This window comes from Streptococcus sp. 1032 (assembly GCF_013277015.1).
Taxonomy (GTDB): domain Bacteria; phylum Bacillota; class Bacilli; order Lactobacillales; family Streptococcaceae; genus Streptococcus.
The window spans coordinates 18,610-42,056 of sequence record NZ_VMMD01000012.1; the positions used below are offsets into that span (position 1 = coordinate 18,610).

Annotated in this window: 18 protein-coding genes and 2 pseudogenes; 6 read left to right on the forward strand and 14 right to left on the reverse strand. The window is 40.9% G+C overall.

Annotation, left to right across the window (positions count from 1 at the left end; all coding sequences use genetic code 11):
- Positions 1 to 114: 114 nt before the first annotated feature.
- Together trkA and HT711_RS03060 are read left to right on the forward strand one after the other, a co-directional pair.
- Entirely contained in the window at positions 115 to 1,464 is a 1,350-nt protein-coding gene (gene trkA, locus HT711_RS03055; RefSeq protein ID WP_173233504.1) for a Trk system potassium transporter TrkA, read from the forward strand.
- Positions 1,465 to 1,467: 3 nt separating this feature from the next.
- Entirely contained in the window at positions 1,468 to 2,907 is a 1,440-nt protein-coding gene (locus tag HT711_RS03060; RefSeq protein ID WP_173233502.1) for a TrkH family potassium uptake protein, read from the forward strand.
- 330 nt (positions 2,908 to 3,237) lie between these two features.
- On the opposite strand, the gene pflB is transcribed toward HT711_RS03060, so the two are convergent.
- The gene (pflB, locus tag HT711_RS03065) at positions 3,238 to 5,562 is read right to left on the reverse strand and encodes a formate C-acetyltransferase (RefSeq protein WP_000260631.1); all 2,325 of its coding nucleotides are present in this window, start codon (positions 5,560 to 5,562) and stop codon (positions 3,238 to 3,240) included.
- A 237-nt stretch (positions 5,563 to 5,799) separates the two neighbouring features.
- Between pflB and dinB the strand changes: the two genes are divergently transcribed.
- Positions 5,800 to 6,861, forward strand: a complete 1,062-nt coding sequence (dinB, locus tag HT711_RS03070) for a DNA polymerase IV (RefSeq protein WP_173233500.1) — start codon at positions 5,800 to 5,802, stop codon at positions 6,859 to 6,861.
- A 138-nt stretch (positions 6,862 to 6,999) separates the two neighbouring features.
- Here the strand turns inward: dinB and HT711_RS03075 are convergent, their stop codons facing one another.
- Positions 7,000 to 7,845 carry an undecaprenyl-diphosphate phosphatase gene (locus tag HT711_RS03075; RefSeq protein WP_173233498.1) on the reverse strand — a complete coding sequence of 282 codons (846 nt, stop codon included), beginning with the start codon at positions 7,843 to 7,845 and terminating at the stop codon, positions 7,000 to 7,002.
- A gap of 61 nt (positions 7,846 to 7,906) precedes the next feature.
- Entirely contained in the window at positions 7,907 to 9,796 is a 1,890-nt protein-coding gene (locus HT711_RS03080) for a DUF2207 domain-containing protein (RefSeq protein ID WP_173233496.1), read from the reverse strand.
- Positions 9,797 to 9,933: 137 nt separating this feature from the next.
- Between HT711_RS03080 and HT711_RS03085 the strand changes: the two genes are divergently transcribed.
- Positions 9,934 to 11,499 (forward strand): ABC transporter substrate-binding protein/permease, encoded by a 1,566-nt coding sequence (locus HT711_RS03085; protein WP_173233494.1) that lies wholly within the window; start codon positions 9,934 to 9,936, stop codon positions 11,497 to 11,499.
- Positions 11,499 to 12,239: an amino acid ABC transporter ATP-binding protein gene (locus HT711_RS03090; protein ID WP_000189477.1), complete on the forward strand. Its 741-nt coding sequence runs from the start codon at positions 11,499 to 11,501 to the stop codon at positions 12,237 to 12,239. Before HT711_RS03085 ends, HT711_RS03090 begins: the two co-directional genes overlap by 1 nt.
- Before the next feature lie 106 nt (positions 12,240 to 12,345).
- Here HT711_RS03090 and HT711_RS03095 read toward each other — a convergent pair whose 3' ends face one another.
- The 9 genes and pseudogenes from HT711_RS03095 to rpmB form a co-directional block, all read right to left on the reverse strand.
- On the reverse strand, positions 12,346 to 12,561 hold the full coding sequence (locus tag HT711_RS03095) for a hypothetical protein (RefSeq protein WP_001130036.1): 216 nt from the start codon (positions 12,559 to 12,561) through the stop codon (positions 12,346 to 12,348).
- A 105-nt stretch (positions 12,562 to 12,666) separates the two neighbouring features.
- Positions 12,667 to 12,780: pseudogene (locus HT711_RS11215) on the reverse strand (SPFH domain-containing protein); the annotation flags it as partial.
- A 537-nt stretch (positions 12,781 to 13,317) separates the two neighbouring features.
- Complete coding sequence (gene ilvA / locus HT711_RS03100; RefSeq protein WP_000952975.1) at positions 13,318 to 14,568, reverse strand: threonine ammonia-lyase IlvA; 1,251 nt, start codon at positions 14,566 to 14,568, stop codon at positions 13,318 to 13,320.
- Between the two features lie 114 nt (positions 14,569 to 14,682).
- A complete protein-coding gene (ilvC, locus tag HT711_RS03105; protein WP_173233493.1) occupies positions 14,683 to 15,705 on the reverse strand; it encodes a ketol-acid reductoisomerase in 1,023 nt (340 codons plus the stop codon).
- A 169-nt stretch (positions 15,706 to 15,874) separates the two neighbouring features.
- Entirely contained in the window at positions 15,875 to 16,351 is a 477-nt protein-coding gene (gene ilvN, locus HT711_RS03110; RefSeq protein ID WP_001253803.1) for an acetolactate synthase small subunit, read from the reverse strand.
- Complete coding sequence (locus HT711_RS03115; RefSeq protein ID WP_173233491.1) at positions 16,344 to 18,044, reverse strand: acetolactate synthase large subunit; 1,701 nt, start codon at positions 18,042 to 18,044, stop codon at positions 16,344 to 16,346. Before HT711_RS03115 ends, ilvN begins: the two co-directional genes overlap by 8 nt.
- A 201-nt stretch (positions 18,045 to 18,245) precedes the next feature.
- Positions 18,246 to 19,913, reverse strand: a complete 1,668-nt coding sequence (locus tag HT711_RS03120; RefSeq protein ID WP_173233490.1) for a DAK2 domain-containing protein — start codon at positions 19,911 to 19,913, stop codon at positions 18,246 to 18,248.
- Positions 19,914 to 19,915: 2 nt separating this feature from the next.
- Positions 19,916 to 20,281, reverse strand: coding sequence for an Asp23/Gls24 family envelope stress response protein (locus tag HT711_RS03125; RefSeq protein ID WP_050089938.1), 366 nt, complete (start codon positions 20,279 to 20,281; stop codon positions 19,916 to 19,918).
- 154 nt (positions 20,282 to 20,435) lie between these two features.
- A complete protein-coding gene (gene rpmB / locus HT711_RS03130; protein WP_001140948.1) occupies positions 20,436 to 20,624 on the reverse strand; it encodes a 50S ribosomal protein L28 in 189 nt (62 codons plus the stop codon).
- Positions 20,625 to 20,828: 204 nt separating this feature from the next.
- Here rpmB and HT711_RS03135 point away from each other — a divergent pair.
- Positions 20,829 to 20,990: pseudogene (locus HT711_RS03135) on the forward strand (ISNCY family transposase); the annotation flags it as partial.
- Positions 20,991 to 21,028: 38 nt separating this feature from the next.
- Here the strand turns inward: HT711_RS03135 and HT711_RS03140 are convergent.
- Positions 21,029 to 21,454, reverse strand: a complete 426-nt coding sequence (locus tag HT711_RS03140) for a glycosyltransferase (RefSeq protein WP_225904793.1) — start codon at positions 21,452 to 21,454, stop codon at positions 21,029 to 21,031.
- Between the two features lie 420 nt (positions 21,455 to 21,874).
- The gene (locus HT711_RS03145; RefSeq protein ID WP_173218060.1) at positions 21,875 to 23,419 is read right to left on the reverse strand and encodes a peptide chain release factor 3; all 1,545 of its coding nucleotides are present in this window, start codon (positions 23,417 to 23,419) and stop codon (positions 21,875 to 21,877) included.
- Positions 23,420 to 23,447 lie beyond the last annotated feature (28 nt).

The window sequence follows — 23,447 nt, forward strand, 5'->3', positions numbered from 1 at the left end:
GTATAGTTTTATCTTATAGCAAATTTTCACTAAAAGCTCTTGTTATTAGCTAGTAGGTGCATTTTTTCTTGAAAAAAGGTATGATAGTTACATCATGAAAAAGTAGGTTTTAATATGAAAATTATCCTTGTCGGAGGGGGAAAAGTTGGTTTTGCCCTCTGTCGCTCCTTGGTTGCAGAAAAGCATGATGTTTTGCTAATTGAGCAAGACGAAGCTGTCCTCAATCATATTGTTAATCGCTTTGATATCATGGGTATCCTTGGTAACGGGGCCGATTTTACCATCCTTGAGCAAGCCAGTGTCCAGGATTGTGATATCTTTATCGCCCTGACTGAATACGATGAAGTGAACATGATCGCAGCCGTTCTAGCCAAAAAAATGGGAGCTAAAGAGACCATCGTTCGGGTGCGGAACCCTGAATATTCTAACTCTTATTTCAAAGAAAAGAATATTCTCGGTTTTTCTCTTATCGTTAATCCTGAGCTCTTGGCTGCCCGCGCTATCGCGAATATCATTGACTTCCCCAACGCCCTCTCTGTCGAACGTTTCTTTGGTGGACGGGTCAGCTTGATGGAATTCACTGTTAAATCCTCCAGTGGTCTTTGCCAAATGCCCATTTCTGATTTTCGGAAAAAATTTGGCAATGTCATTGTCTGTGCGATAGAAAGAGATCATCAAATTATCATCCCAAGCGGTGACATGACTGTACAGGATAAAGACAGAATCTTTGTCACTGGTAACCGTGTTGATATGATGCTCTTCCATAATTATTTCAAGTCTCGTGCTGTGAAGAGTCTTCTCATCGTCGGTGCAGGTAGAATTGCCTATTATCTACTAGGCATTCTCAAAGACAGTCGTATCGATACCAAGGTCATTGAAATCAATTCTGAAATCGCTAGTTTCTTTAGCGAGAAGTTCCCAAATCTTCATATCGTTCAAGGAGATGGTACCGCAAAAGATATCCTGCTGGAAGAAAGTGCTCAACACTATGATGCCGTTGCGACTCTAACAGGAGTCGATGAGGAAAATCTGATTACCTCTATGTTCCTTGACAGGGTAGGTGTACAGAAAAATATTACCAAGGTCAATCGTACCAGTCTCCTCGAGATTATCAATGCGCCTGATTTTTCAAGTATTATCACACCTAAAAGCATCGCTGTAGATACAATCATGCACTTTATTCGTGGTCGGGTTAATGCCCAGTATTCAGACCTTCAAGCCATGCACCATCTAGCCAATGGCCAAATCGAAACCCTACAATTCCATATCAAGGAAGCCAATAAAATGACTGCCAAACCTCTTTCTCAACTCAAACTGAAAAAAGGGGTTCTTATTGCAGCCATCATTCGAAAGGGCAAGACTATTTTCCCAACTGGGGAGGATATGTTGGAAGTTGGAGATAAGCTCCTAGTAACAACTTTGTTGCCAAACATCACCAAGATTTATGACTTGATCGCGAGGTAAGAAATGAATAAAAGTATGATTCGCTACCTCCTTTCAAAGTTACTTTTGATTGAAGCCGTTCTTCTTTTGGTTCCTGTGTCTGTCGCTGTCTATTACCGTGAATCGAGCCAAGTCTTTACAGCCCTCTTTACAACGATTGGGATTCTCGTATTACTAGGCGGTTCAGGAATTTTACAAAAGCCAAAAAATCAACGTATTTATGCCAAGGAGGGAATCTTAATTGTTGCCCTCTGCTGGATCCTTTGGTCTTTCTTTGGCGGTCTCCCCTTTGTTTTTGCTGGACAAATCCCTAGCGTTATCGATGCCTTTTTTGAAATCAGTTCTGGGTTTACAACTACTGGAGCAAGTATCTTGAACGACATTTCGGTTCTCAGCCGTTCCCTCCTCTTCTGGCGAAGTTTTACCCACTTGATTGGAGGGATGGGAGTGCTCGTTTTCGCACTGGCTATTATGGATAATACCAAGAATAGCCACCTAGAAGTGATGAAGGCTGAGGTTCCTGGTCCCGTCTTCGGTAAGGTTGTATCCAAACTCAAAAATACTGCCCAGATTCTCTATCTCCTTTATCTAGCTCTCTTCTCCCTCTTTGTCATCATCTATTATCTAGCTGGTATGCCCCTATTTGATAGTTTTGTCATTGCCATGGGAACAGCAGGTACAGGAGGATTTACCGTCTATAACGACGGAATTGCTCACTATGGTAGCTCACTGATTACCTATCTAGTTAGTATAGGAGTTCTAGTTTTTGGGGTAAATTTCAATCTCTACTACTTCCTTATGCTCCGTCGCATCAAGGCCTTCTTTAGAGATGAAGAGCTTAGGGCTTACTTGGTCATCGTGCTGGTTTCTACAGGCTTGATTAGCCTTAATACCCTCTATCTCTACCCAGGATTTTCAAAGAGCTTTGAAATGGCCTTCTTCCAAGTTTCCAACATCATTACAACAACTGGTTTTGGATATGGAGATATTACCAACTGGCCCCTCTTCTCCCAGTTTATCCTCCTCTTTCTCATGGCAATCGGTGGCTCTGCTGGATCAACCGCAGGTGGACTCAAGGTTATTCGAGGCCTCATCCTTTCAAAAATTGCCAAAAACCAGATTTTGTCAATCCTATCGCCCCACCGTGTTTTGACCCTCCATGTTAATAAAACGGTGATTGATAAAGATACCCAGCATAAGATTCTCAAGTACTTTGTCATCTATGCTATGATTTTGCTAGCACTTATCTTTATTGTCAGCCTAGATAGCAATGATTTCCTAGTCGTTACCAGTGCTGTCTTTAGCTGCTTCAATAATATCGGGCCTATCCTAGGAACCACTTCTAGTTTCTCAATCTTTAGTCCCATCTCAAAAATTCTCCTCTCCTTTGCAATGATTGCAGGTCGTTTGGAGATTTACCCAATCCTCCTTCTCTTTATGAAGAGAACTTGGTCTAAGAGATAAAATACAACCACACCTTGTGTCTTACAAAGTGTGGTGTTTTTATTTTCATACTCTTCGAAAATAAAATTCAAACCACGTCAGCTTCGCCTTGCCGTATATGTGTGACTGACTTTGTCAGTCTTATCTACAACCTCAAAGCGGTGCTTTGAGCAACCTGCGGCTAGTTTGCTCTTTGATTTTCATTGAGTATCAAATACCTCCCGCAACTCAACAAGTATCTTTGAATCCCGGTCAGACATTTCAGTACCTGACTTAAGGAATTTAAGATCCCAAAAAACAACCCTCGGTCGACTGACCGAGGGTTCCTTATTTCATTATTCAAGAACTTAATTAGCTCAATGCATCCAAGGCGTCATCCATTGAAAGAACTTCGTGGAAGACACGTTGTGTCAATTCAGTTTTTTGTTCTGGAGTGAGGTATTTAGTGTTTACACAGTATCCAGAGATACGTACGATAACGTCTTCACCTGACATGATCTTTTCGTAAACATCGTTCAAGTCCATAACGTTCAAGTTAACGTGTTGTCCACCGTTTTCGAAGTAACCATCAAGGATTGTTACCAAGTTATCAACTTGTTCGTCACGAGTCTTACCAAGAGCGCGAGGTGATACTTGTGTAGTCAATGAGATACCATCAGCTGCATAACTAAAGTCAAGGCTAGAAAGTGAGTTCAAGTTTTGCAACCAACCACCTTTAGCTTTGTTAGATGGGTTAGCACCTGGTGAGAAGAATTCAAGTTTAGACAAGTTCACAGAACCATCTTCGTTGAGGTATACACCTTTGTGGACTGGTGAGTTACCAGTTTGTTTAGAGTAAGCAACGTTAGATGTGATTGTCAAAAGTGATACTGTAGCTTCTGCGTCTTTGTAAAGTTTGTGGCTACGTAGACGAGTAGTGTAAGCTTCGATCAACCATTCTGCCAATTCGTTTGAGCGTGGGTCATCTTCACCCCAACGTGGGTATTCACCGATTGTTTCGTAATCGTAGATATAACCATTTTCGTCACGGATTGGTTTAACTGTAGCGTATTTGATAGCTGACAATGTATCAACAGTGTTGGCAAATCCACAGATACCGAATCCCATGTTGGCACGTTGTTTAGTTGGCAAGAAGGCCATTTGAACAGCTTCATAGTTGTACTTATCAGTCATATAGTGGATGATATTCAAAGCATCTACGTAAGTGTCAGTCAACCAGTCAAGAGATTTTTCAAAGTTAGCTTTAACTGATTCAAATTCAAGAACTTCGTCACGGATTGGTTCGATGTCAAATACTTTGTAGTCTTTGTGTACATCGTCGTAACCACCGTTCAAACCAGTAAGAAGGGCTTTCAATACGTTTACACGCGCACCAAAGTACTGGATGTTGTGGCGTTGTTCTTCATTTTCTGGGTCAAGTGGAGACACACAGCATGAGATGCAGCTCATTTCACCATATCCGTCTTTAGCCATTGTTGTTACACCTTCATATTGGATTGAAGAGTGTTTGTGGCTCATGTGCATACAGTAGCGACGGAAGTTGTATGGCAATTTATCAGTCCAAAGAACTGTCAAGTTTGGTTCTGGAGAGTTACCGATGTTGTCAAGTGTGTTCAAGAAACGGTAGTCCATCTTAGTAACACGGTGACGACCGTCGTTACCCATACCAGCCATAGAAGTTGTGATGAAAGTTGGGTCACCTGAGTACAATTGGTCGTAAGCTTTTGTACGAGCAAATTTAACTGTACGAAGTTTCATAACGAAATCATCAACGAATTCTTGGATTTCCGATTCAGTAAATGTACCACGAGCAAGGTCACGCTCTGCAAAGATGTCCAATACGATTGGTACACGTCCTAGGGATGTAGCAGCACCGTTGATAACACGGCAAACAGACATGAAGGCGATGTTAACCCATTGGATTGCTTCTTTAACGTTCATCGCTGGTTTGCGAACATCAACTCCGTAAAGATCACCCAAGCGAACAACTTGTTGCAATGCTTGGTATTGAAGGTTGATTTCTTCACGAAGACGGATTGTTTCTTCATCGATTTCTTCGATTGCATTCCAATCGTTTACTTTTTCTTGCATCAAGTAGTCTGCACCGTAAAGAGCAAGACGTGCGTAAACACCGATGATACGTCCGCGTGAGTATGCATCTGGAAGACCAGTTACAGTGTGAGCGTGACGAGCGCGACGGATGTTTGAAGTGTAAGCGCGGAAGATACCGTCGTTAACTGTTGTTACGTATTTAGTGAAGATTTCGTGAACAGCTGGATCTGGTTCGTATCCATTTTCTTTCAAAGTAGTTTCAGCCATACGGATACCACCTTTTGGCATGAAGTTCAATTTGAAGAGTTCATCGTTTTGGATACCGAAGATAACTTCGTTTTCTTTGTCGATAAATCCAGCAGGAATATCAGCAATAGATGTTGGACGAGTGTCCATTGGGAAACGAGTTTCTTCATAGTGAGCCTTAGTTTCTTCTACAATTTTTTTGATATGAAGTGAACGTTCTGTTGGTCCTGCAAGGAAGCTTTCGTCTCCATCGTAAGGTGTGTAGTTAGCTTGTACGAAGCGTGATACACTTGCTTTTTCTTTCCAATCTACGCCTTTGAAGCCTTCCCAAGCTTTGTCAAAAATATCTTGTGCTTCAACAACTGTTTTAACAACCATGTTAATGTCCTCTTTTTTCTTTCTAGTAACAACCATCTGTTACATTTATGAGACAAGTATACCACACAGTAACCGATTTCAACAAGTGAAAATTCCCTATTTTTACACTTTCTTTTCTAAAACAGTCTGTTTTTTATCCCAAACTGTATTATATTTTTGAAAAAAATAAAGCCTCTTTTCCTTTTTTCAGAAAAAAGAGTATAATAAAAGAGAATAAGCGGTAAAAAGGGGATAGGTATGTTGATTTTTCCTTTGTTAAATGATTTGTCAAGAAAAATTATCCATATTGACATGGATGCCTTTTTTGCTGCGGTAGAAATCAGGGATAATCCTAAACTCAGAGGAAAACCTGTCATTATTGGAAGCGACCCTCGGCAAACAGGTGGGCGGGGAGTCGTCTCTACCTGTAGCTATGAGGCACGAGCTTTTGGTGTCCATTCAGCCATGAGCTCTAAGGAAGCCTATGAGCGTTGTCCCCAGGCCGTCTTCATCTCAGGAAATTATGAGAAATACAAGTCTGTGGGACTCCAGATTCGAGCTATCTTTAAGCGCTATACAGATTTAATAGAACCCATGAGCATTGACGAAGCCTATTTGGATGTGACAGAAAATAAACTCGGGATCAAGTCAGCGGTCAAAATTGCTCGCCTCATTCAAGAGGATATCTGGCAAGAAATCCATCTAACTGCTTCTGCTGGCGTTTCTTACAACAAATTCTTGGCTAAAATGGCCAGTGATTATCAAAAACCTCATGGTTTGACAGTGATTCTACCTGACCAAGCTGAGGATTTTCTCAAACAAATGGATATTTCCAAATTTCATGGAGTAGGAAAAAAGACAGTCGAACGTCTTCATCACATGGGTGTTTTTACTGGCGCTGACCTACTTGAAGTTCCTGAAGTGACCCTAATAGACCGATTTGGCAGACTGGGCTATGACCTTTATCGAAAGGCTCGTGGCATTCACAACTCTCCAGTTAAATCAAATCGCATCCGTAAATCAATCGGCAAGGAGAAAACCTACGGGAAGATTCTCCGTGCCGAGGAAGACATTAAAAAAGAGCTGACTCTTCTATCAGAAAGAGTCGCTCTCAATCTCAGTCAACAAGAAAAAGCTGGAAAAATTGTCATTCTGAAAATTCGCTACGAGGACTTTTCAACTCTTACTAAACGAAAAAGTCTGGCTCAAAAAACACAGGATGCTAGTCAGATAAGCCAAATCGCCCTGCAACTCTATGAAGAGTTAAGCGAGAAAGAAAGAGGTGTCCGCCTGCTGGGGATTACCCTGACTGGATTTTGAAACTCAATGAAAATCAAAGAGTAAACTAGGAAGCTAGCCGCAGGCTGCTCAAAACACTGTTTTGAGGTTGCAGATAGAGCTGAAGAGATTTTCGAAAAATATAAAACCTTGAAGAGCCTGGACCCTTCAAGGTTTTTCTTATACAAATAAACGGACAAAGCTATAAAGTAGCAAGACACTACCAAGCACGATACGGTATTTACCGAAAAGGGTAAAGTCGTGTTTTTTCACATAGCTTGTCAAGAAACGAATAGCCACCATGCTGACTGCAAAGGCGACTCCCATCGCAACCAAGAGCAAGAACAATTGTCCAAAGCTCAAGAGCTGTCCTGCTTTCACAAATTTGAAAATCTTTAAGGCGCTAGCTCCAAACATAACAGGAATCCCAAGATAGAAGGTAAATTCTGTCACAACAGAACGACTGGTTCCATTTAACAAACCACCGACAATCGTTGCACCTGAACGGCTAGTCCCTGGTAAAAGGGCAAGAACTTGGAAGAGACCGATATAGAAGGCTGTCGTATAAGGAAGCTTGTCCAACTCTGTTACACTTGGCTCGATGGCACGCGCTTTATTGCGCTTTTCCAAATAGATAAAGGCAATCCCGTAGATAATCAACATGAGAGCAACAGAAATCATGTTATGGAAGTGGGTATCAAACCAATCATCAAATTTAAAGACGCCAAGCAAAGGCAAGGTCGCAATCAAGACCTTCAACCATAGTCTCCAAGTCTTACGAACTTCCTGTTTGTCCTTAGTCGGTTTAAAGGGATTTAGTTTATTAAAGTAAATCACCATGACTGCTAAAATAGCACCAAGTTGAATCACGACATTAAACATGGACATAAAGGCTTCATTTTGATTTTGGTATTGGATAAATTCCTCTGCTAAAATCAAGTGACCTGTACTGGAAATCGGCAACCATTCCGTAATTCCTTCAACAATTCCGAAGAAGATAGATTTTAAAATTTCAATAAGATACATAGATTACTCCTTTTTTCTATCTCCCATTATAGCATACTTTTTCAGTCTATGGCAGTTCTCTTTAAAAGGCGCCGATACTGCCACCGCCTCCGCCTCCAGAGAAGCCTCCGCCAGAACTTCCACTTCCAGAAGATACGGAGTAGGTACTTGCTGTATTTGCGACACTAGCATAATGGCTCATTTGCGCGCTTGAATGATAAAACATACTGTGCCAGCCATAAGCTACATAGAGATTGATATCTGGATTTTCCACTTGAATCTGATGAACCTTCATCAAATGACTAACCTTGTCCGCATAGCCAAATAGGGTAGCATAGACCAAGAGGCGATTCCAGACCACAATACTTTCCAACTCAGCCTGATCCAATCGTGCAATCTCACGCAACATATTTTCAAAACTGGTCCAGAGATAGTATACTTCTGCTCCTGCTTCATTTAGGACACCATCGCGATTATCTAGCCGAAGCTTCCAATAATAGAAAACAGCCAAAACCAAACCTAGAAAACCAAGTATAGGCAAGGGGAGGAAAAGATAGCCATAAACATCCAAACTGTACAAGAACAAACCAAATCCGATAAATAGGGGTAGGATAGTAGAGAGTCCCATCCCCACTTGCAAGGCCTTTTCTCCACCAGTCAAGGGACGATAGTAATCCGGAAGCCCCCAGAAGGAAACTCGATTTCTCACTCCTTCTTGCATCTGGTTCAATACTTCTTCAAAAGAAGATTTGAGCTGACGCCCCTTTGCTTGAATCCGTTTTTCATCAGAGACTTTTGCTCTACGATAAAGACTATCAGATACCTTGTAATCCGCAAACAAATTGGAAAGAGTTTCTTCTTTTTTGCCTGAAAAAGCCAGATTTAGACAGTCTTTCTCAAAGCTTGACAAACCATCTTCTTTTACTAGCCTCAAACCAACTGCATCTCCTTCTGAAATGATAGAGACATTCCCACGGTCTATCACATCTAGCAAGGTAGCTTGAATAAGTTGGTCAAAGGTAAATTTACCTGCTCCTTTTGTTAGAGGACTCACTTCCTCCAAGGAGGTAGAGTAGACAGCCTCTGATAAAACCATAGGCTCTAATTCCATTGGTGGTTCATAGAGACGATGATTTTTGGCATATTTGACCGAAGGAGTGGTCTTTCTTCTATAAATAAAATAAAAGCAAATACTCAATAACAAGGAGATGGAAAGTATGGAAGGAAAGACCCAAGTAACGAGCTGCATACTCTGATCTTTTTCTCTAACAATCGAGTCTTCTATCTTATTAAACTCTTCTAAATGATTTCCTTTCAATCCCTGATCCCTAGCGCTAGCAAAATCAGTTCGAGGCCAATAGGCATGCAATTCAACTCCACGCTTAGCCGGAAGATTGTCCAAACGAATAGTATAATCAAGGCTACTCTTTTCAATCGTTCCCTCTCTAAAAAGTTTGCCTGTATGGAAAAAGAGTTTTTCAGCCCCCTTCTCTCCCCTTACATGAAATTCAAACTTTCCAATAGCCCCTGAACTATCTGTTAAAGGCTGCCAATTTAATTCAGCGATGTCATCATATAGGAAAAGCAAATTTTTTAAGTTCCATGTAAGCTCAACTTCAACTGTGTCGCCTTCCTGGCCTGGATTATAGACTCTCACAGTATAACCATTCGCTTCTTCTGTCACTTCACTCGTAACGTCTGCTAGTTCAGCACCATTTTTCGCAGCCTGAACCTTTGGATGAGGATCAATGTCAAATCCACTAGGCATCTTGCCAGCACGTCCAAGTCCCACGATTTGGCCCTTAAAGTCCTCCTCAAACTGGTAAACTATCTTTTGTCTAAATTCTGCCGTATTATCTGCATGAATATACAAATCACCTTGATAAGAGTTTATCTTGAAATCAATGGCAAAAACAGAAAGTGGCAGAAGGCAAAACAAGCCAAACATCAGTAAGAAAAAAGTTTTTTTCATCAACTAAGCCCCCTTTTTATCTTTCTTATCATTATAGCATTTTTTCGTAAGTAAAGGCTTACTTATGTTGAAAAATTACGCATTTTTCGATAAAATAGGAGACAGTTATTTTTTAATAGATTAGAATAGGAGAAATCATGAGAAAAATATACTTATCTATTTTCACAAGTCTCTTGCTGATGCTGGGACTTGTCAATGTTGCTCAAGCCGATGAATATTTACGCATCGGGATGGAAGCAGCATATGCTCCCTTTAACTGGACTCAGGATGATGATAGCAATGGGGCTGTCAAAATCGATGGGACTAACCAGTATGCTAACGGATACGATGTTCAAATCGCCAAGAAAATCGCTAAGGACTTAGGCAAAGAACCTTTAGTTGTTAAAACCAAGTGGGAAGGTCTAGTCCCTGCCCTTACTTCCGGTAAGATTGACATGATTATCGCAGGTATGAGTCCTACTGCCGAGCGTAAACAAGAAATTGCCTTTTCAAGTAGTTACTATACTAGCGAACCAGTTCTACTAGTCAAAAAAGATTCTGCCTACGCAAATGCTAAATCTTTGGATGACTTTAATGGTGCGAAAATCACTTCTCAACAAGGTGTCTACCTTTATGACTTGATTGCACAAATCCCAGGTGCTAAAAAAGAAACAGCCATGGGAGACTTCGCTCAAATGCGCCAAGCTCTTGAGGCTGGTGTCATCGATGCCTATGTTTCTGAACGACCAGAAGCTCTGACTGCTGAAGCTGCGAACTCTAAGTTTAAGATGGTCCAAGTAGATCCAGGTTTCAAAACTGGGGAAGAAGATACAGCTATCGCCATTGGACTTCGTAAAGATGACAATCGTATTAGCCAAATCAATGCCAGCATTGAAACCATTTCAAAAGACGACCAAGTTGCCTTGATGGATCGTATGATCAAGGAACAACCTGCCGAAGCTACAACAACTGAAGAGACTAGCAGTAGTTTCTTTAGCCAAGTTGCTAAAATTCTTTCTGAAAACTGGCAACAACTCTTGCGTGGTGCTGGTATCACTCTTTTAATCTCTATCGTCGGAACCATCATCGGTCTCATCATCGGTCTTGCCATTGGTGTTTTCCGTACTGCTCCTCTCTCTGAGAATAAAGCCATTTATGGATTACAAAAACTAATCGGCTGGATCCTCAATGTCTACATTGAAATTTTCCGTGGTACGCCAATGATCGTTCAATCGATGGTTATCTACTATGGAACTGCCCAAGCTTTCGGGATCAACCTTGACCGTACACTAGCTGCTATCTTCATCGTTTCAATCAACACCGGTGCCTACATGACTGAAATCGTCCGTGGTGGTATCCTAGCAGTTGACAAGGGACAATTTGAAGCTGCGACTGCTCTTGGTATGACTCATAACCAAACCATGCGTAAGATTGTCCTCCCTCAGGTTGTCCGCAATATCCTACCAGCAACTGGTAATGAATTTGTCATCAATATCAAAGATACATCTGTATTGAACGTTATCTCTGTTGTCGAACTTTATTTCTCAGGAAACACCGTGGCGACGCAAACCTATCAATACTTCCAGACATTTACAATCATCGCCGTGATTTACTTTGTCCTCACCTTCACCGTAACACGTATCCTACGCTTCATCGAACGCCGCATGGACATGGATACCTATACTACCGGTGCTAACCAAATGCAAACGGAGGATTTGAAATAATGACCCAAGCAATCCTTGAAATTAAACACCTCAAAAAATCCTATGGACAAAACGAAGTGTTAAAAGACATTTCTCTCACCGTCCACAAGGGAGAGGTCATCTCTATCATCGGAAGCTCTGGAAGCGGGAAATCGACCTTCCTACGCTCCATTAACCTACTTGAAACGCCAACTGATGGGCAAATCCTTTATCATGGACAAAACGTCCTCGAAAAAGGCTATGACCTCACGCAATACCGTGAAAAGTTGGGGATGGTTTTCCAATCCTTTAACCTCTTTGAAAATCTCAACGTGCTTGAAAACACAATCGTCGCTCAGACAACTGTCCTTAAACGCGAACGTACAGAAGCTGAAAAGATTGCCAAAGAAAACCTAGAAAAGGTCGGCATGGGAGAACGCTACTGGCAAGCGAAACCAAAACAACTCTCAGGTGGTCAAAAACAACGTGTGGCCATCGCTCGTGCCCTTTCAATGAATCCAGACGCTATTCTCTTTGATGAACCAACATCAGCTCTCGATCCAGAAATGGTTGGAGAAGTCCTCAAAATCATGCAGGACCTGGCTCAAGAAGGCTTGACCATGATTGTTGTAACTCACGAAATGGAATTCGCCCGTGATGTCTCTCACCGTGTTATCTTCATGGATAAGGGTGTAATCGCTGAAGAAGGCAAACCAGAAGACCTCTTCACCAATCCTAAAGAAGACCGTACAAAAGAATTCCTTCAACGCTATCTCAAATAAAAAGAAAAGGCTGCATCAATCGTGCAGTCTTTTTGCTGTCCAAAATGAAAAGGCAGATTCTCTATCTCTACTACTTGAGGGTCAAGAATCCGCCGTTATCCAAAGATTAATCTTCAAATTTTTCATGATTTTTTTCATAGAAATCAATTAGGCCTAGGGCTGTTTCAAATGAAATATTTTTTACTTTTGCACGACCCTGCGCCAGAGCAATGATAGACATTTCACGCGCATTCGTTTCTTTAGAGATACGGTAGCCTGTGATTTTCTTATCACGAACCCAGCCAACAACTGATTCTACTTTTTCAAAGTTTGACTTAGCCATGTTTTTCTCCTATTTTCTTCTTTACAATATTTAATTGTATACGTTTTTACTACTTTTGTCAATAAAAAAACATATATTCAATAAAATAAATGATCTAGAATATTCTTACTTCCTTTTTAAAGCCGATAATATATAGGTTTTACTAGCCTCTACACCATAAATATTTGCTAATAAAAATATTGTATTATTACCCTCTTGAGGTGCAAAATTATTCAAGCTCTTAAAAAAATGCTTCTCTATTCCCGTAAGATAGCTTATTTCTTCAATTTAAGAACTGAAGATGACAGTCCTAACCTTTAGAAATCCAAGCATTCACTAGCTCAAAACTCCTATCTTTCTTCCTCAAGAAATCATCTGAGAGATAGTTATTCCTTATATTCTTCAAATTCATCACTCATTTGGATATTGAAGTGCTAACCTAAAACCAAACACCCGATTCTCTAAACCATCCTTAATAAAGATGACAAGATGGATAAGCTCAGTCAATTACTTATATATCCTTTTAATATGGTATGTTTGTCAATAAAAAGAAATCAAATCACATCTTAAAGACCGTGTGAGTTTACTTTTCAAAATAGATGGGAAATCAAAATGAAGGATGGAAATCTGAGCCAAACATCATAAGTGCTATAATGAACAGAAGTAAGAATTGCACGATAAGCTTCCTAAAACCATAGGAATCGCCCCCTTTCTTCATCTTCATTATAGCACCTATACATCAGTTGTGCAAATAATATGATATTTTTTTATTAGTCCTCAGACAAGCATATTATAAAGCGTTTCATTCCCATTTAAGTTAATATAAGCCGGATCAAAACCTTCCATTCTACGGATCAAACCTGCATAATCATGCTTATCTGCTAAAGCGATCCCAATTAAGACTGGCCCTGTCCCCTTACTAGCTCGTTTGATATACTCAAAACGTGTGATATCATCATTTGGCCCCAGGATATCATTTACAAACTCACGTAAAGCCCCTGGACGCTGTGGAAAATTGACCACAAAGTAATGCTTGATCCCATCATAAATCAAGGCACGTTCTTCCATTTCTGGCATACGGTTGATATCATTATTTCCTCCAGAAATGATACAACAAATGGTTTTCCCCTTGATATATTCAGCTAAAACCTCTAAAGAGGCGATACTAGCCGCTCCAGCAGGTTCTGCAACAATCCCTTGCTTAGAGTAGAGGTCAATCAAGGTTTCAGAAATCAATCCCTCATCGACACCTACCAAAGTTTGAACATGTTGACGAGTTGCCTCATAGGTCAACTGTCCTACCTTTTGCACAGCAATCCCATCCGCAAATTTGTCAATTTCTTTGAGTTTGACTGGACCACCAGCTTCAAAAGCAGCCTTCATAGAACGCGCTCCATTAGCCTCTACCCCAATGACTTCAATCTCTGGACTTGTTTCCTTAATATAAGTAGAAACCCCAGCAATGAGACCACCACCTCCAACAGGAACTAAGACAGCATCAAAATCAATCGATTCTTTTCGAGCTTCTTCTAAAATCTCATAAGCAACAGTCCCTTGACCTGCTTGGACATGAGCATCATCAAAGGGATCAATAAAGGTACGATTTTCAGAGACTGTAAATTCTTGAGCTGCTTTAGCTGAGGCATCAAAGGTATCTCCAACTAGTTTAATGGTCACGAAATCCCCACCAAAAAAGCGAACCTGCCCAATTTTTTGTTGCGGAGTAGTAATGGGCATAAAAATAGTAGCAGGAATTTTCATCTCATTACAAGTATAGGCAACTCCCTGCGCATGATTTCCCGCAGAAGCGCAGACTACTCCACGCTCACGCTCTTCCTTGCTGAGCTGAGAAATAGCATAATAGGCACCACGAATTTTAAAGGAACGAACACGTTGGGCATTTTCCTTTTTCAAATAAATCTTAGCACCATACTTCTCCGATAAATAATGGTCATAATCAAGCGGTGTATTCACAACCACACCGTTCAAGACCTTGTGAGCCTTGATAATATCTTTTGAACTTAACATCTTTTTCTCCTAGACTATTTCATACTTATCGCAATCCATCCCCTTAAAAGTGAGATGAATTGATTATAAAAGCGAGTTAGTCCCCCAACTCGCCTTCACCTTAATTTCTATCAATTAGTTATAGATTTTGAATGCATCATCGTCGTTTTTACCAACGAAAGGCATTGCTTTACGCAATTCTGCACCAACTTTTTCAATTTCAAGGTTAGCTGCTTGTTCACGGTAAGCAGTCAATTTTGGACGTCCAGCTTTGTAGTCATTGACAAAGTCATTTGCAAATTTACCATTTTGGATGTCTGCCAAGACAGCTTTCATATTTTCTTTAACTTGCTCAGTGATTACACGTGGACCTGATACATAGTCACCATATTCAGCAGTGTTTGAAATAGATTGACGCATTTTCTTGAATCCACCTTCGTAGATCAAATCAACGATCAATTTCATTTCGTGAAGAACTTCAAAGTAAGCCAATTCTGGAGCGTAACCTGCTTCTGTCAAGACTTCGAAACCTGCTTCGATAAGGGCAGTCAAACCACCACAAAGTACAGCTTGTTCACCAAACAAATCTTCTTCAGTTTCTTCTTTGTAAGTTGTTTCAAGAAGACCTACACGAGCTGCTCCAACACCTTTACACCAGTCCATAGCAATGTTTTTAGCATTTCCTGTTGCATCTTGGTATACTGCGTAAAGAACTGGAACACCAAATCCTTCTTCATAAGTACGACGTACCAAGTGTCCTGGTCCTTTAGGTGCACACATAAAGACATCTACATCTGCAGGAACTTTGATAAATTCGAAGTGAATGTTGAAACCATGAGCAAATCCAACTGCATTTCCAGCTTCCAAGTTTGGAGCGATTTCTGCTTCGTAAAGTTCTTGTTGGATTTCGTCTGGTGCCAAAATCATGATAACATCAGCCAATTTAGTAGCTTCTGCTACTGTATAAGTGTCAAATCCGTCTTCTTTTGCTTTGTCAAAAGATTTACCTGGACGTACACCGATGATGACATCGCGACCTGAATCACGCAAGTTTTGAGCATGCGCATGTCCTTGTGAACCATAACCGATAACGGCGATTTTTTTACCGTCAAGTGCTGCTACTTTAACATCTTTTTCGTATTCCATTTGAACTGCCATAGTTTTTCTCTCTTTTCTATTATTTATTGCCTTTTAGGCTGGTTTAACAAATTTAAAATATTTTTATACTCAATGAAAATCAAAGAGCAAATTAGGAAGCTAGCCACAGGCTGTACTTGAGTACGGCAAGGCAAAGCTGACGTGATTTGAATTTGATTTTCGAAGAGTATTAATCGCGGGTAAATCCAGTTGCACCCGTACGAGCGATATTGCGAATACCGTATGGTCGAATGACTCGCAATAGAGCTTCACTCTTTTCGGCATTTCCTGTCATTTGAATGGTAATCGAGCTTGGCGCTACGTCTACCACTGTTGCACGGAAAGGTTGAATAATGGCTAGAATCTCAGCTCGCTTCTCAGCTGGCGCTGACATCTTAACCAAAATCACCTCGCGCTCCAAATGAGGCTTGTCTGTAATATCTCGAATGCGAATCACATCAATCTGACGATTAAGTTGCTTGATGATTTGCTCCACTTCATCATGTGAAGCTACATCAATAATAATGGTAATACGCGATACATTCGGATCTTCTGTTGCTCCAACAGAGATGCTTTCGATATTAACCTGACGACGAGACAGAACGCCGGTAAAGCGATTGAGAACTCCTGAACGATTTTGTAGTTTTGCTGTTAACATTCTACGCATGGAACTTCACCCCCAACATCTCATGATTACTCTTACCAGCTGGCACCATTGGCAACACCTGTTCCTTACGAGAAATATCTACCTCGATTAGCATAGGAACATTCTCAGTAATGACTTCAAGGTCTTGAGCCAAGGTCTCAGGATTGTCAAACTTATAGTTTTTAATACCGTAAGCTTGTGCCATCAGTTGAAAATCAGGAAGAGTATCGAAGACTGACTCTGATGTTCTACCTTCATAGAAGGATTCCTGCCACTGGCGGACCATTCCAAGCGAGTGGTTGTTCAACATAACCACCTTGATTGGCACCTTGTAAATGTTCAAAATCGCCAATTCCTGGTTAGTCATTTGGAAACCGCCATCCCCAACAAACAAGACTACTTCCTTATCTGGGTTGGCAATTTTGGCACCAATTGCTGCTGGAATTCCAAATCCCATGGTTCCTAAACCACCTGAAGTCACTAACTGACGTTCATTTTGGTAGGGATAATACTGGGCTGTCCACATTTGGTGTTGACCAACGTCTGTTACCACGATGGCATCTCCATTTGTCAATTCACCAATTCGTTCAATAACAGCTTGTGGCTGAACCACACGCTCTTTCTTGTCATAAGAACGAACACGGTTCTTGTCTTTCGTGACTTTCTCAATCCATTTCTCAGTATTGTTATGAACGGTTGGTTCCGCCAGCAACATTTGCAAGGCTTTCTTAGCATCTCCAACCACAGGAATATCTGCACTGATAATCTTACCAATCTCGGCTGGGTCAATATCAATGTGGGCAACCTTAGCATTCTTAGCGAAAGTCTTAGGATTTCCCGTCAAACGGTCATCAAAACGAGAGCCAATACTAATCATAAAGTCCGTCTCTGTCATGGCAATATTCGCTGCGAATGATCCGTGCATGCCTCCCATTCCAAGGAAGAGTGGATGACTTGTTGCAATCGTTCCTTGACCTAAGAGCGTTGTTACGACTGGAATTTGATAGCGTTCTGCAAATTCATTTAATTCTGCAGCTGCTTCAGCATAACTAATTCCACCACCAGCTAGCAAGACTGGCTTTTTAGCCTTGGATAATTGCTTCAAGATTTTCTTGATTTGCATATCATTTGGCTCAAGAGTCGGCTGATAGCTTGGTAGGTTTACTTCTGGTGAATAAATGAAATCTGTTTCCAAAGCAGATACGTCTTTAGGTAGGTCAATAACAACTGGCCCTGGTCGACCTGTCGTTGCGATATGGACAGCTTCCGTAATGATTCGAGGGATATCAGCTGTCTCACGAACTTGGTAATTGTACTTAGTGATTGGCATGGTAATTCCCACAATGTCTGCCTCCTGAAAGGCATCCTTCCCAATCCCTGCTCGCGCCACCTGACCTGTAAAGACCAAAAGAGGAACACTATCGCTCATGGCATCCGCAATCCCTGTAATGGCATTTGTTGCTCCAGGTCCGCTAGTGACGACGGCAACACCCAACTTTCCAGTTGATTTGGCATAACCTTCAGCTTCATGCAAACAACCTTGCTCATGACGTCCTAGAATGTGGCGAATGCCTTTAAAATTATATATCGCATCATAAAAAGGCAAGACTGCACCACCAGGATAACCAAAGATGGTATCAATTCCTAAATCACGAAGTGTTTCCAAAACTAGATCCGACCCCGTCTTAGGAGATTCTAAACTGATTTTCTCCATTGTTCCCCTTTCTTTCCTCTTAAAAATAACTTGTTACTATCATACCATTTTTTCAAGATTTTTCAAGAGAAAAGAAGAAATTTTCTGAATTTTCTATTTTAATGTTTATTTATGAATGTTATTTTTGTTTTTATTAAAAAAGATACCGATTTCATTTACTAAAAAAGAAAAAAGAACCGATTTCTCAGTCCTTCATTAATCTTATTCCACACTAAATAGGTATGGATAAACAGGTTGTTGGCCTTGGTGAATCTCGACTTCAAGGTCTTCGAATTCTTCTGCGATTTCTTGAGCAATTTCATTGGCAAGTTCTTCGCTTCCGTCTTCACCGACATAGAAGGTTACGATTTCACTATCTTCATCCAACATATGTTTCAAGGTTTCTGTCAAGGTTTGGTGCATGTCAGGGTTTGACACGAGAATTTTCCCATCCACCATACCAAGATTATCGTTTTCATGGATTTCCAAACCATCAATGGTTGTATCACGTACAGCTGTTGTGACGCTTCCGCTAACGACATCGCTAAGAGCAGCTGTCATACGCTCTTGGTTTTCTTCGATGGACTTGCTTGGATCAAAAGCAAGAAGACTTGTCAAACCTTGAGGAAGAGTACGAGCTTCTACCACTACTGCTGGTTGCTCCAAAACTTCTGCTGCAGATTGAGCTGCCATGAAGATATTTTTGTTGTTTGGCAGGAAGATGATGTTACGAGCGTTGACCTGTTCAACAGCCTTGATAAAGTCTTCAGTTGAAGGGTTCATAGTTTGACCACCTTCGATAACATAATCCACACCTTGAGAACGGAAGATATCTGCTAGACCTTTACCAGCCACTACAGCAATCAAAGCATACTCTTTTTCTTCAGCAGGCTTGCTAACTTGAGTAGCTTCTTTCTCAACCTGTGCTTCGTGTTGGTTGCGCATATTGTCAACTTTTACCTTGACCAAGCTACCATATTTGAGTCCTTCTTGCATAACAAGTCCTGGATCTTCTGTATGAACATGGACTTTGACGATTTCATCATCATTGACAACGAGGAGAGAGTCTCCAAGCTCATTCAAGTAGTTACGGAATTCGTCGTAGTCAAAATCTTTAGCATAGGTTGGACCTTGTTTAAGAGCTACCATGATTTCAGTACAATAACCAAATGTGATGTCCTCAGTCGCTACATGACCAGCCACAGACTTATGATGCTCTGCATTGATCATCTCACTCATGTTGGCAGGAGTCGCTACAAAGTCCTCAGATGCAATATATTCGCCAGTAAGGGCTGAAAGGAAACCTTCGTAGATGAAGACCAACCCTTGACCACCTGAGTCCACAACGCCAACTTCCTTCAAGACTGGAAGCATGTCTGGCGTTTTAGCTAGAGCTGTTTTAGCACCTTCTAAAGCTGCACGCATGACTTCAACAGCGTCATCTGTTTGCTCAGCTTTTTTCTTAGCACCGATAGCAGCACCACGAGAAACTGTCAAAATCGTTCCTTCAACTGGCTTCATCACTGCCTTATAGGCAACTTCCACACCTGATTGGAAGGCAAGGGCCAAGTCTTGACCTGTTAACTCGTCTTTATCCTTGATAGCTTGTGAAAATCCACGGAAAAGCTGAGATGTAATAACTCCTGAGTTCCCACGCGCACCCATCAAAAGACCTTTGGCAAGAATGCTCGCTACCTCGCCAACTGTAGAAGCTGGCTTGTCTGCAACTTCTTTGGCTCCATTTTCAATGGTCATCCCCATATTTGTCCCAGTATCTCCATCTGGAACTGGAAAGACGTTTAATGAATTGACATATTCAGCTTGCTTATTCAAGCGAGTTGATGCAGCCTGCACCATTTCTTGAAATAAGCTAGTAGTAATTTTTGACACGGTTATTCTCCTACAACTTTGATATTTTGAATGTAGACATTTACAGTCTGAGCAGTAATTCCAAGCTGGTTTTCCAAGCTAAAGGCAACACGCTCTTGAATGTTTTTTGACACTTCACTAATCTTTGTTCCGTAGCTCAACACGGTATACACATCAACTGCAATGCTGCCATCTTCGGCTGCCTTTACGACGACACCTTTGGAATAATTTTCCTTACCTAGAAGGGCTTGAAAATTATCTTTGAGGGCATTTTTACTAGCCATACCGACCACACCAAAAATCTCAGTTGTTGCACCGCCTACGACAGTTGCAATCACTTCATCTGTTAGTTCGATTTGACCATCTTTTGTATTGATTTTTACAGTCATCCTTTTTACCTCAACTAGTTGATACTCTATTTTATCATATTTCAGCCCGAGTGTAAAAGCAGAATAGTGTATCAGCGGATATTTACTCTGCTTTTAAAATGATTTTTTCACTCTGACAAAAGAAAAAGACCCTGAGGTCTCCTTACTTTTATTATTAAACGCGTTCAACTTTACCTGATTTCAAAGCACGAGCTGAAGCCCAAACTTTTTTAGGTTTACCATCGATAAGAACAGTAACTTTTTGAAGGTTTGGTTTTACGGCACGTTTTGTTTGGTTCATCGCGTGTGAACGGTTGTTTCCTGATACAGTCTTACGACCTGTAAAGTAACATACTTTAGCCATTTGTGTTTTCCTCCTATTAGATCTAATATAGCGGATGTGCTAGCACCACATACCGTACTATGTTATCACACTTTCTTCATTTTTGCAAGGGAATTGGAAGATTTTTTTATTTATTGTGATTCGAATGTGATAATGTCTTTAGTAAATCGAACGTGAAAATGTCTCATTTGATAGAATAGTCATATGAAAAGGATCCAACTAAATATGAATGAAACGAAAAAATATCTTGTGATAACAGCTATTGCCCAATGAAAAAAAACAAAGAAACGAGCCTGTGTCGAACTCAATCTTTCTGAAAGACAAATCAATCGTCTGCTACTGGCCTATCAACCGAAAGGAAAAGAATCCTTCAGACACGGAAACAGAGAATTGGAAGATTTTTTATTTGTGTCTTAAATCAGATCTTACGTGACATTTTCTGCTCTCCACATGTCATTGTTAATTAACAAAAAACCAGCATTGAAAATAGGTGTATAAAAATCATCTCTAACTGCTACTAAGGAGATGCCTGTCAAGTCCAAGTCCCACAGCTCATCTATCTGTTTTCTTACGATAATATCCGAGTCTAAATACAGTACACGAACCTCACTTACATACTTAGGGATAAAATACCTAAATAAGGGAGCGTAAGAAAGTCCCTCAAAAGGGAGACGATAACCTTTCAGAATCCTACTGTTAATCTGAACGTTCACAATCTCACTGTTCAAAGTTTCTAGTCTTTTCTCCATCACTTGGAACCATTCTCGTGGAAGATCATCATTAAAAATATAAAACTTCCGATTATCATGATGAACACAAAGAGATTTTATCGTAGTCTCAACTTTATTCATACTGAGCATTACCTGCGCCTAAGATAATCGCTTTTTTCTCTTCTTTCACTCTTTATCTCATTTCTTTTTATTCCCATCATATGTTTCTACGTAACCATTATTTTCGCCCATTCGTTCGTAAAACCATACCAGTGGAAATTTTAATTGAAGTCCCATTACGGTTTACGATTTTCACATTACGACACGAAGAGATGAAAACAATCTTTTTTCGCCGATGAGTTAGTAAGGCAATTAGCTAGGCAGCTTCCTTCCCATTATGACGGCAAAGCGTTTTGGTAAGGCTATCTTTTACACTACGACACTGAGTTTTACAAATCGATTCCATTTGTAAAACTCAGTTAGTGAGGCAGTTAGCTAGTTCGCCAAATAGCGACTAGCGTCCAACAATTTGGAACTTTAGTTCCAATTGTTGGTACTGAGTCACATTTTCTCTTCCAACTCTACATCTGGATACTTGTCTGCAAACCAACGGAGGGCAAAGTCATTTTCAAAGAGAAAGACTGGTTGGTCGAAACGGTCTTTGGCCAAGATATTTCGGCTTGACGACATGCGTTCATCCAAGTCCTCAGGCTTGATCCAACGAACGGTCTTTTTACCCATTGGGCTCATGACAACTTCTGCATTGTACTCGCCTTCCATGCGGTGTTTAAAGACTTCAAACTGGAGCTGACCAACAGCTCCCAGCATATACTCACCTGTTTGGTAATTCTTATAAAGCTGAATGGCACCTTCTTGCACCAATTGCTCGATTCCCTTGTGGAAAGATTTTTGCTTCATGACATTCTTAGCAGATACTTTCATGAAAATTTCAGGTGTAAAGGTTGGTAGGGGTTCAAATTCAAATTTGTTTTTGCCAACTGTCAAGGTATCTCCAACTTGATAAGTACCTGTATCGTAAACACCGATAATATCACCTGCTACAGCGTTTGTTACATTCTCACGACTTTCAGCCATGAACTGAGTGACATTCGAAAGTTTAGCCCCCTTACCAGTACGAGGCAGGTTGACACTCATGCCACGCTCAAATTCACCTGATACGATACGGACAAAGGCAATACGGTCACGGTGACGAGGGTCCATGTTGGCTTGGATTTTAAAGACAAATCCTGAGAAATCCTTGTCGTACGGATCCACAACTTCACCGTCTGTTTTCTTGTGTCCATGTGGTTCTGGAGCAAACTTAAGGAAAGTCTCAAGGAAGGTCTGAACACCAAAGTTTGTCAAAGCTGAACCGAAGAAGACAGGTGTCAATTCTCCAGCAAGGATAGCTTCCTCTGAAAACTCATTTCCAGCTTCATTTAAAAGCTCAATATCATCCTTGACTTGCTCGTAGAAAGGATTGCTACCAAAAAGCTTGTCCCCATCTTCAAGACTAGCAAAACGTTCATCCCCTTTATAGAGCTCCAAGCGTTGGTTATAGAGGTCATACAAGCCTTCAAAAGCTTTCCCCATCCCGATCGGCCAATTCATAGGGTAGCTAGCAATGCCCAAGACTTCTTCCAACTCTTGCAAGAGGTCTAGTGGCTCACGACCGTCACGGTCTAGCTTGTTCATAAAGGTAAAGACTGGAATACCACGGTGTTTGACAACCTCAAACAACTTCTTAGTTTGGGCCTCGATACCCTTGGCAGAGTCCACGACCATGACCGCAGCATCCACCGCCATCAAGGTACGATAAGTATCTTCTGAAAAGTCCTCATGCCCTGGCGTGTCGAGGATATTCACACGCTTGCCATCGTAGTCAAATTGCATCACAGATGAAGTAACCGAAATCCCACGTTGTTTCTCGATATCCATCCAGTCAGACTTGGCAAAAGTCCCTGTTTTCTTTCCTTTTACGGTACCAGCTTCACGAATCTCACCCCCAAAGTAAAGCAACTGCTCAGTGATGGTTGTTTTCCCTGCGTCTGGGTGGGAGATGATGGCAAAGGTACGACGTTTCTTAATTTCTTCTTGAATATTCATAATTTCTCTTTCTTTGATTCTCTATTTT

Bases quoted from the DNA above. Each gene is read 5' to 3' on its own strand.
- trkA (WP_173233504.1), top strand. From the start codon at position 115: ATGAAAATTATCCTTGTCGGAGGGGGAAAAGTTGGTTTTGCCCTCTGT.
- HT711_RS03060 (WP_173233502.1), top strand. From the start codon at position 1,468: ATGAATAAAAGTATGATTCGCTACCTCCTTTCAAAGTTACTTTTGATT.
- pflB (WP_000260631.1), bottom strand. From the start codon at position 5,562: ATGGTTGTTAAAACAGTTGTTGAAGCACAAGATATTTTTGACAAAGCT.
- dinB (WP_173233500.1), top strand. From the start codon at position 5,800: ATGTTGATTTTTCCTTTGTTAAATGATTTGTCAAGAAAAATTATCCAT.
- HT711_RS03075 (WP_173233498.1), bottom strand. From the start codon at position 7,845: ATGTATCTTATTGAAATTTTAAAATCTATCTTCTTCGGAATTGTTGAA.
- HT711_RS03080 (WP_173233496.1), bottom strand. From the start codon at position 9,796: ATGAAAAAAACTTTTTTCTTACTGATGTTTGGCTTGTTTTGCCTTCTG.
- HT711_RS03085 (WP_173233494.1), top strand. From the start codon at position 9,934: ATGAGAAAAATATACTTATCTATTTTCACAAGTCTCTTGCTGATGCTG.
- HT711_RS03090 (WP_000189477.1), top strand. From the start codon at position 11,499: ATGACCCAAGCAATCCTTGAAATTAAACACCTCAAAAAATCCTATGGA.
- HT711_RS03095 (WP_001130036.1), bottom strand. From the start codon at position 12,561: ATGGCTAAGTCAAACTTTGAAAAAGTAGAATCAGTTGTTGGCTGGGTT.
- ilvA (WP_000952975.1), bottom strand. From the start codon at position 14,568: ATGTTAAGTTCAAAAGATATTATCAAGGCTCACAAGGTCTTGAACGGT.
- ilvC (WP_173233493.1), bottom strand. From the start codon at position 15,705: ATGGCAGTTCAAATGGAATACGAAAAAGATGTTAAAGTAGCAGCACTT.
- ilvN (WP_001253803.1), bottom strand. From the start codon at position 16,351: ATGCGTAGAATGTTAACAGCAAAACTACAAAATCGTTCAGGAGTTCTC.
- HT711_RS03115 (WP_173233491.1), bottom strand. From the start codon at position 18,044: ATGGAGAAAATCAGTTTAGAATCTCCTAAGACGGGGTCGGATCTAGTT.
- HT711_RS03125 (WP_050089938.1), bottom strand. From the start codon at position 20,281: ATGACTGTAAAAATCAATACAAAAGATGGTCAAATCGAACTAACAGAT.
- rpmB (WP_001140948.1), bottom strand. From the start codon at position 20,624: ATGGCTAAAGTATGTTACTTTACAGGTCGTAAGACTGTATCAGGAAAC.
- HT711_RS03140 (WP_225904793.1), bottom strand. From the start codon at position 21,454: ATGAATAAAGTTGAGACTACGATAAAATCTCTTTGTGTTCATCATGAT.
- HT711_RS03145 (WP_173218060.1), bottom strand. From the start codon at position 23,419: ATGAATATTCAAGAAGAAATTAAGAAACGTCGTACCTTTGCCATCATC.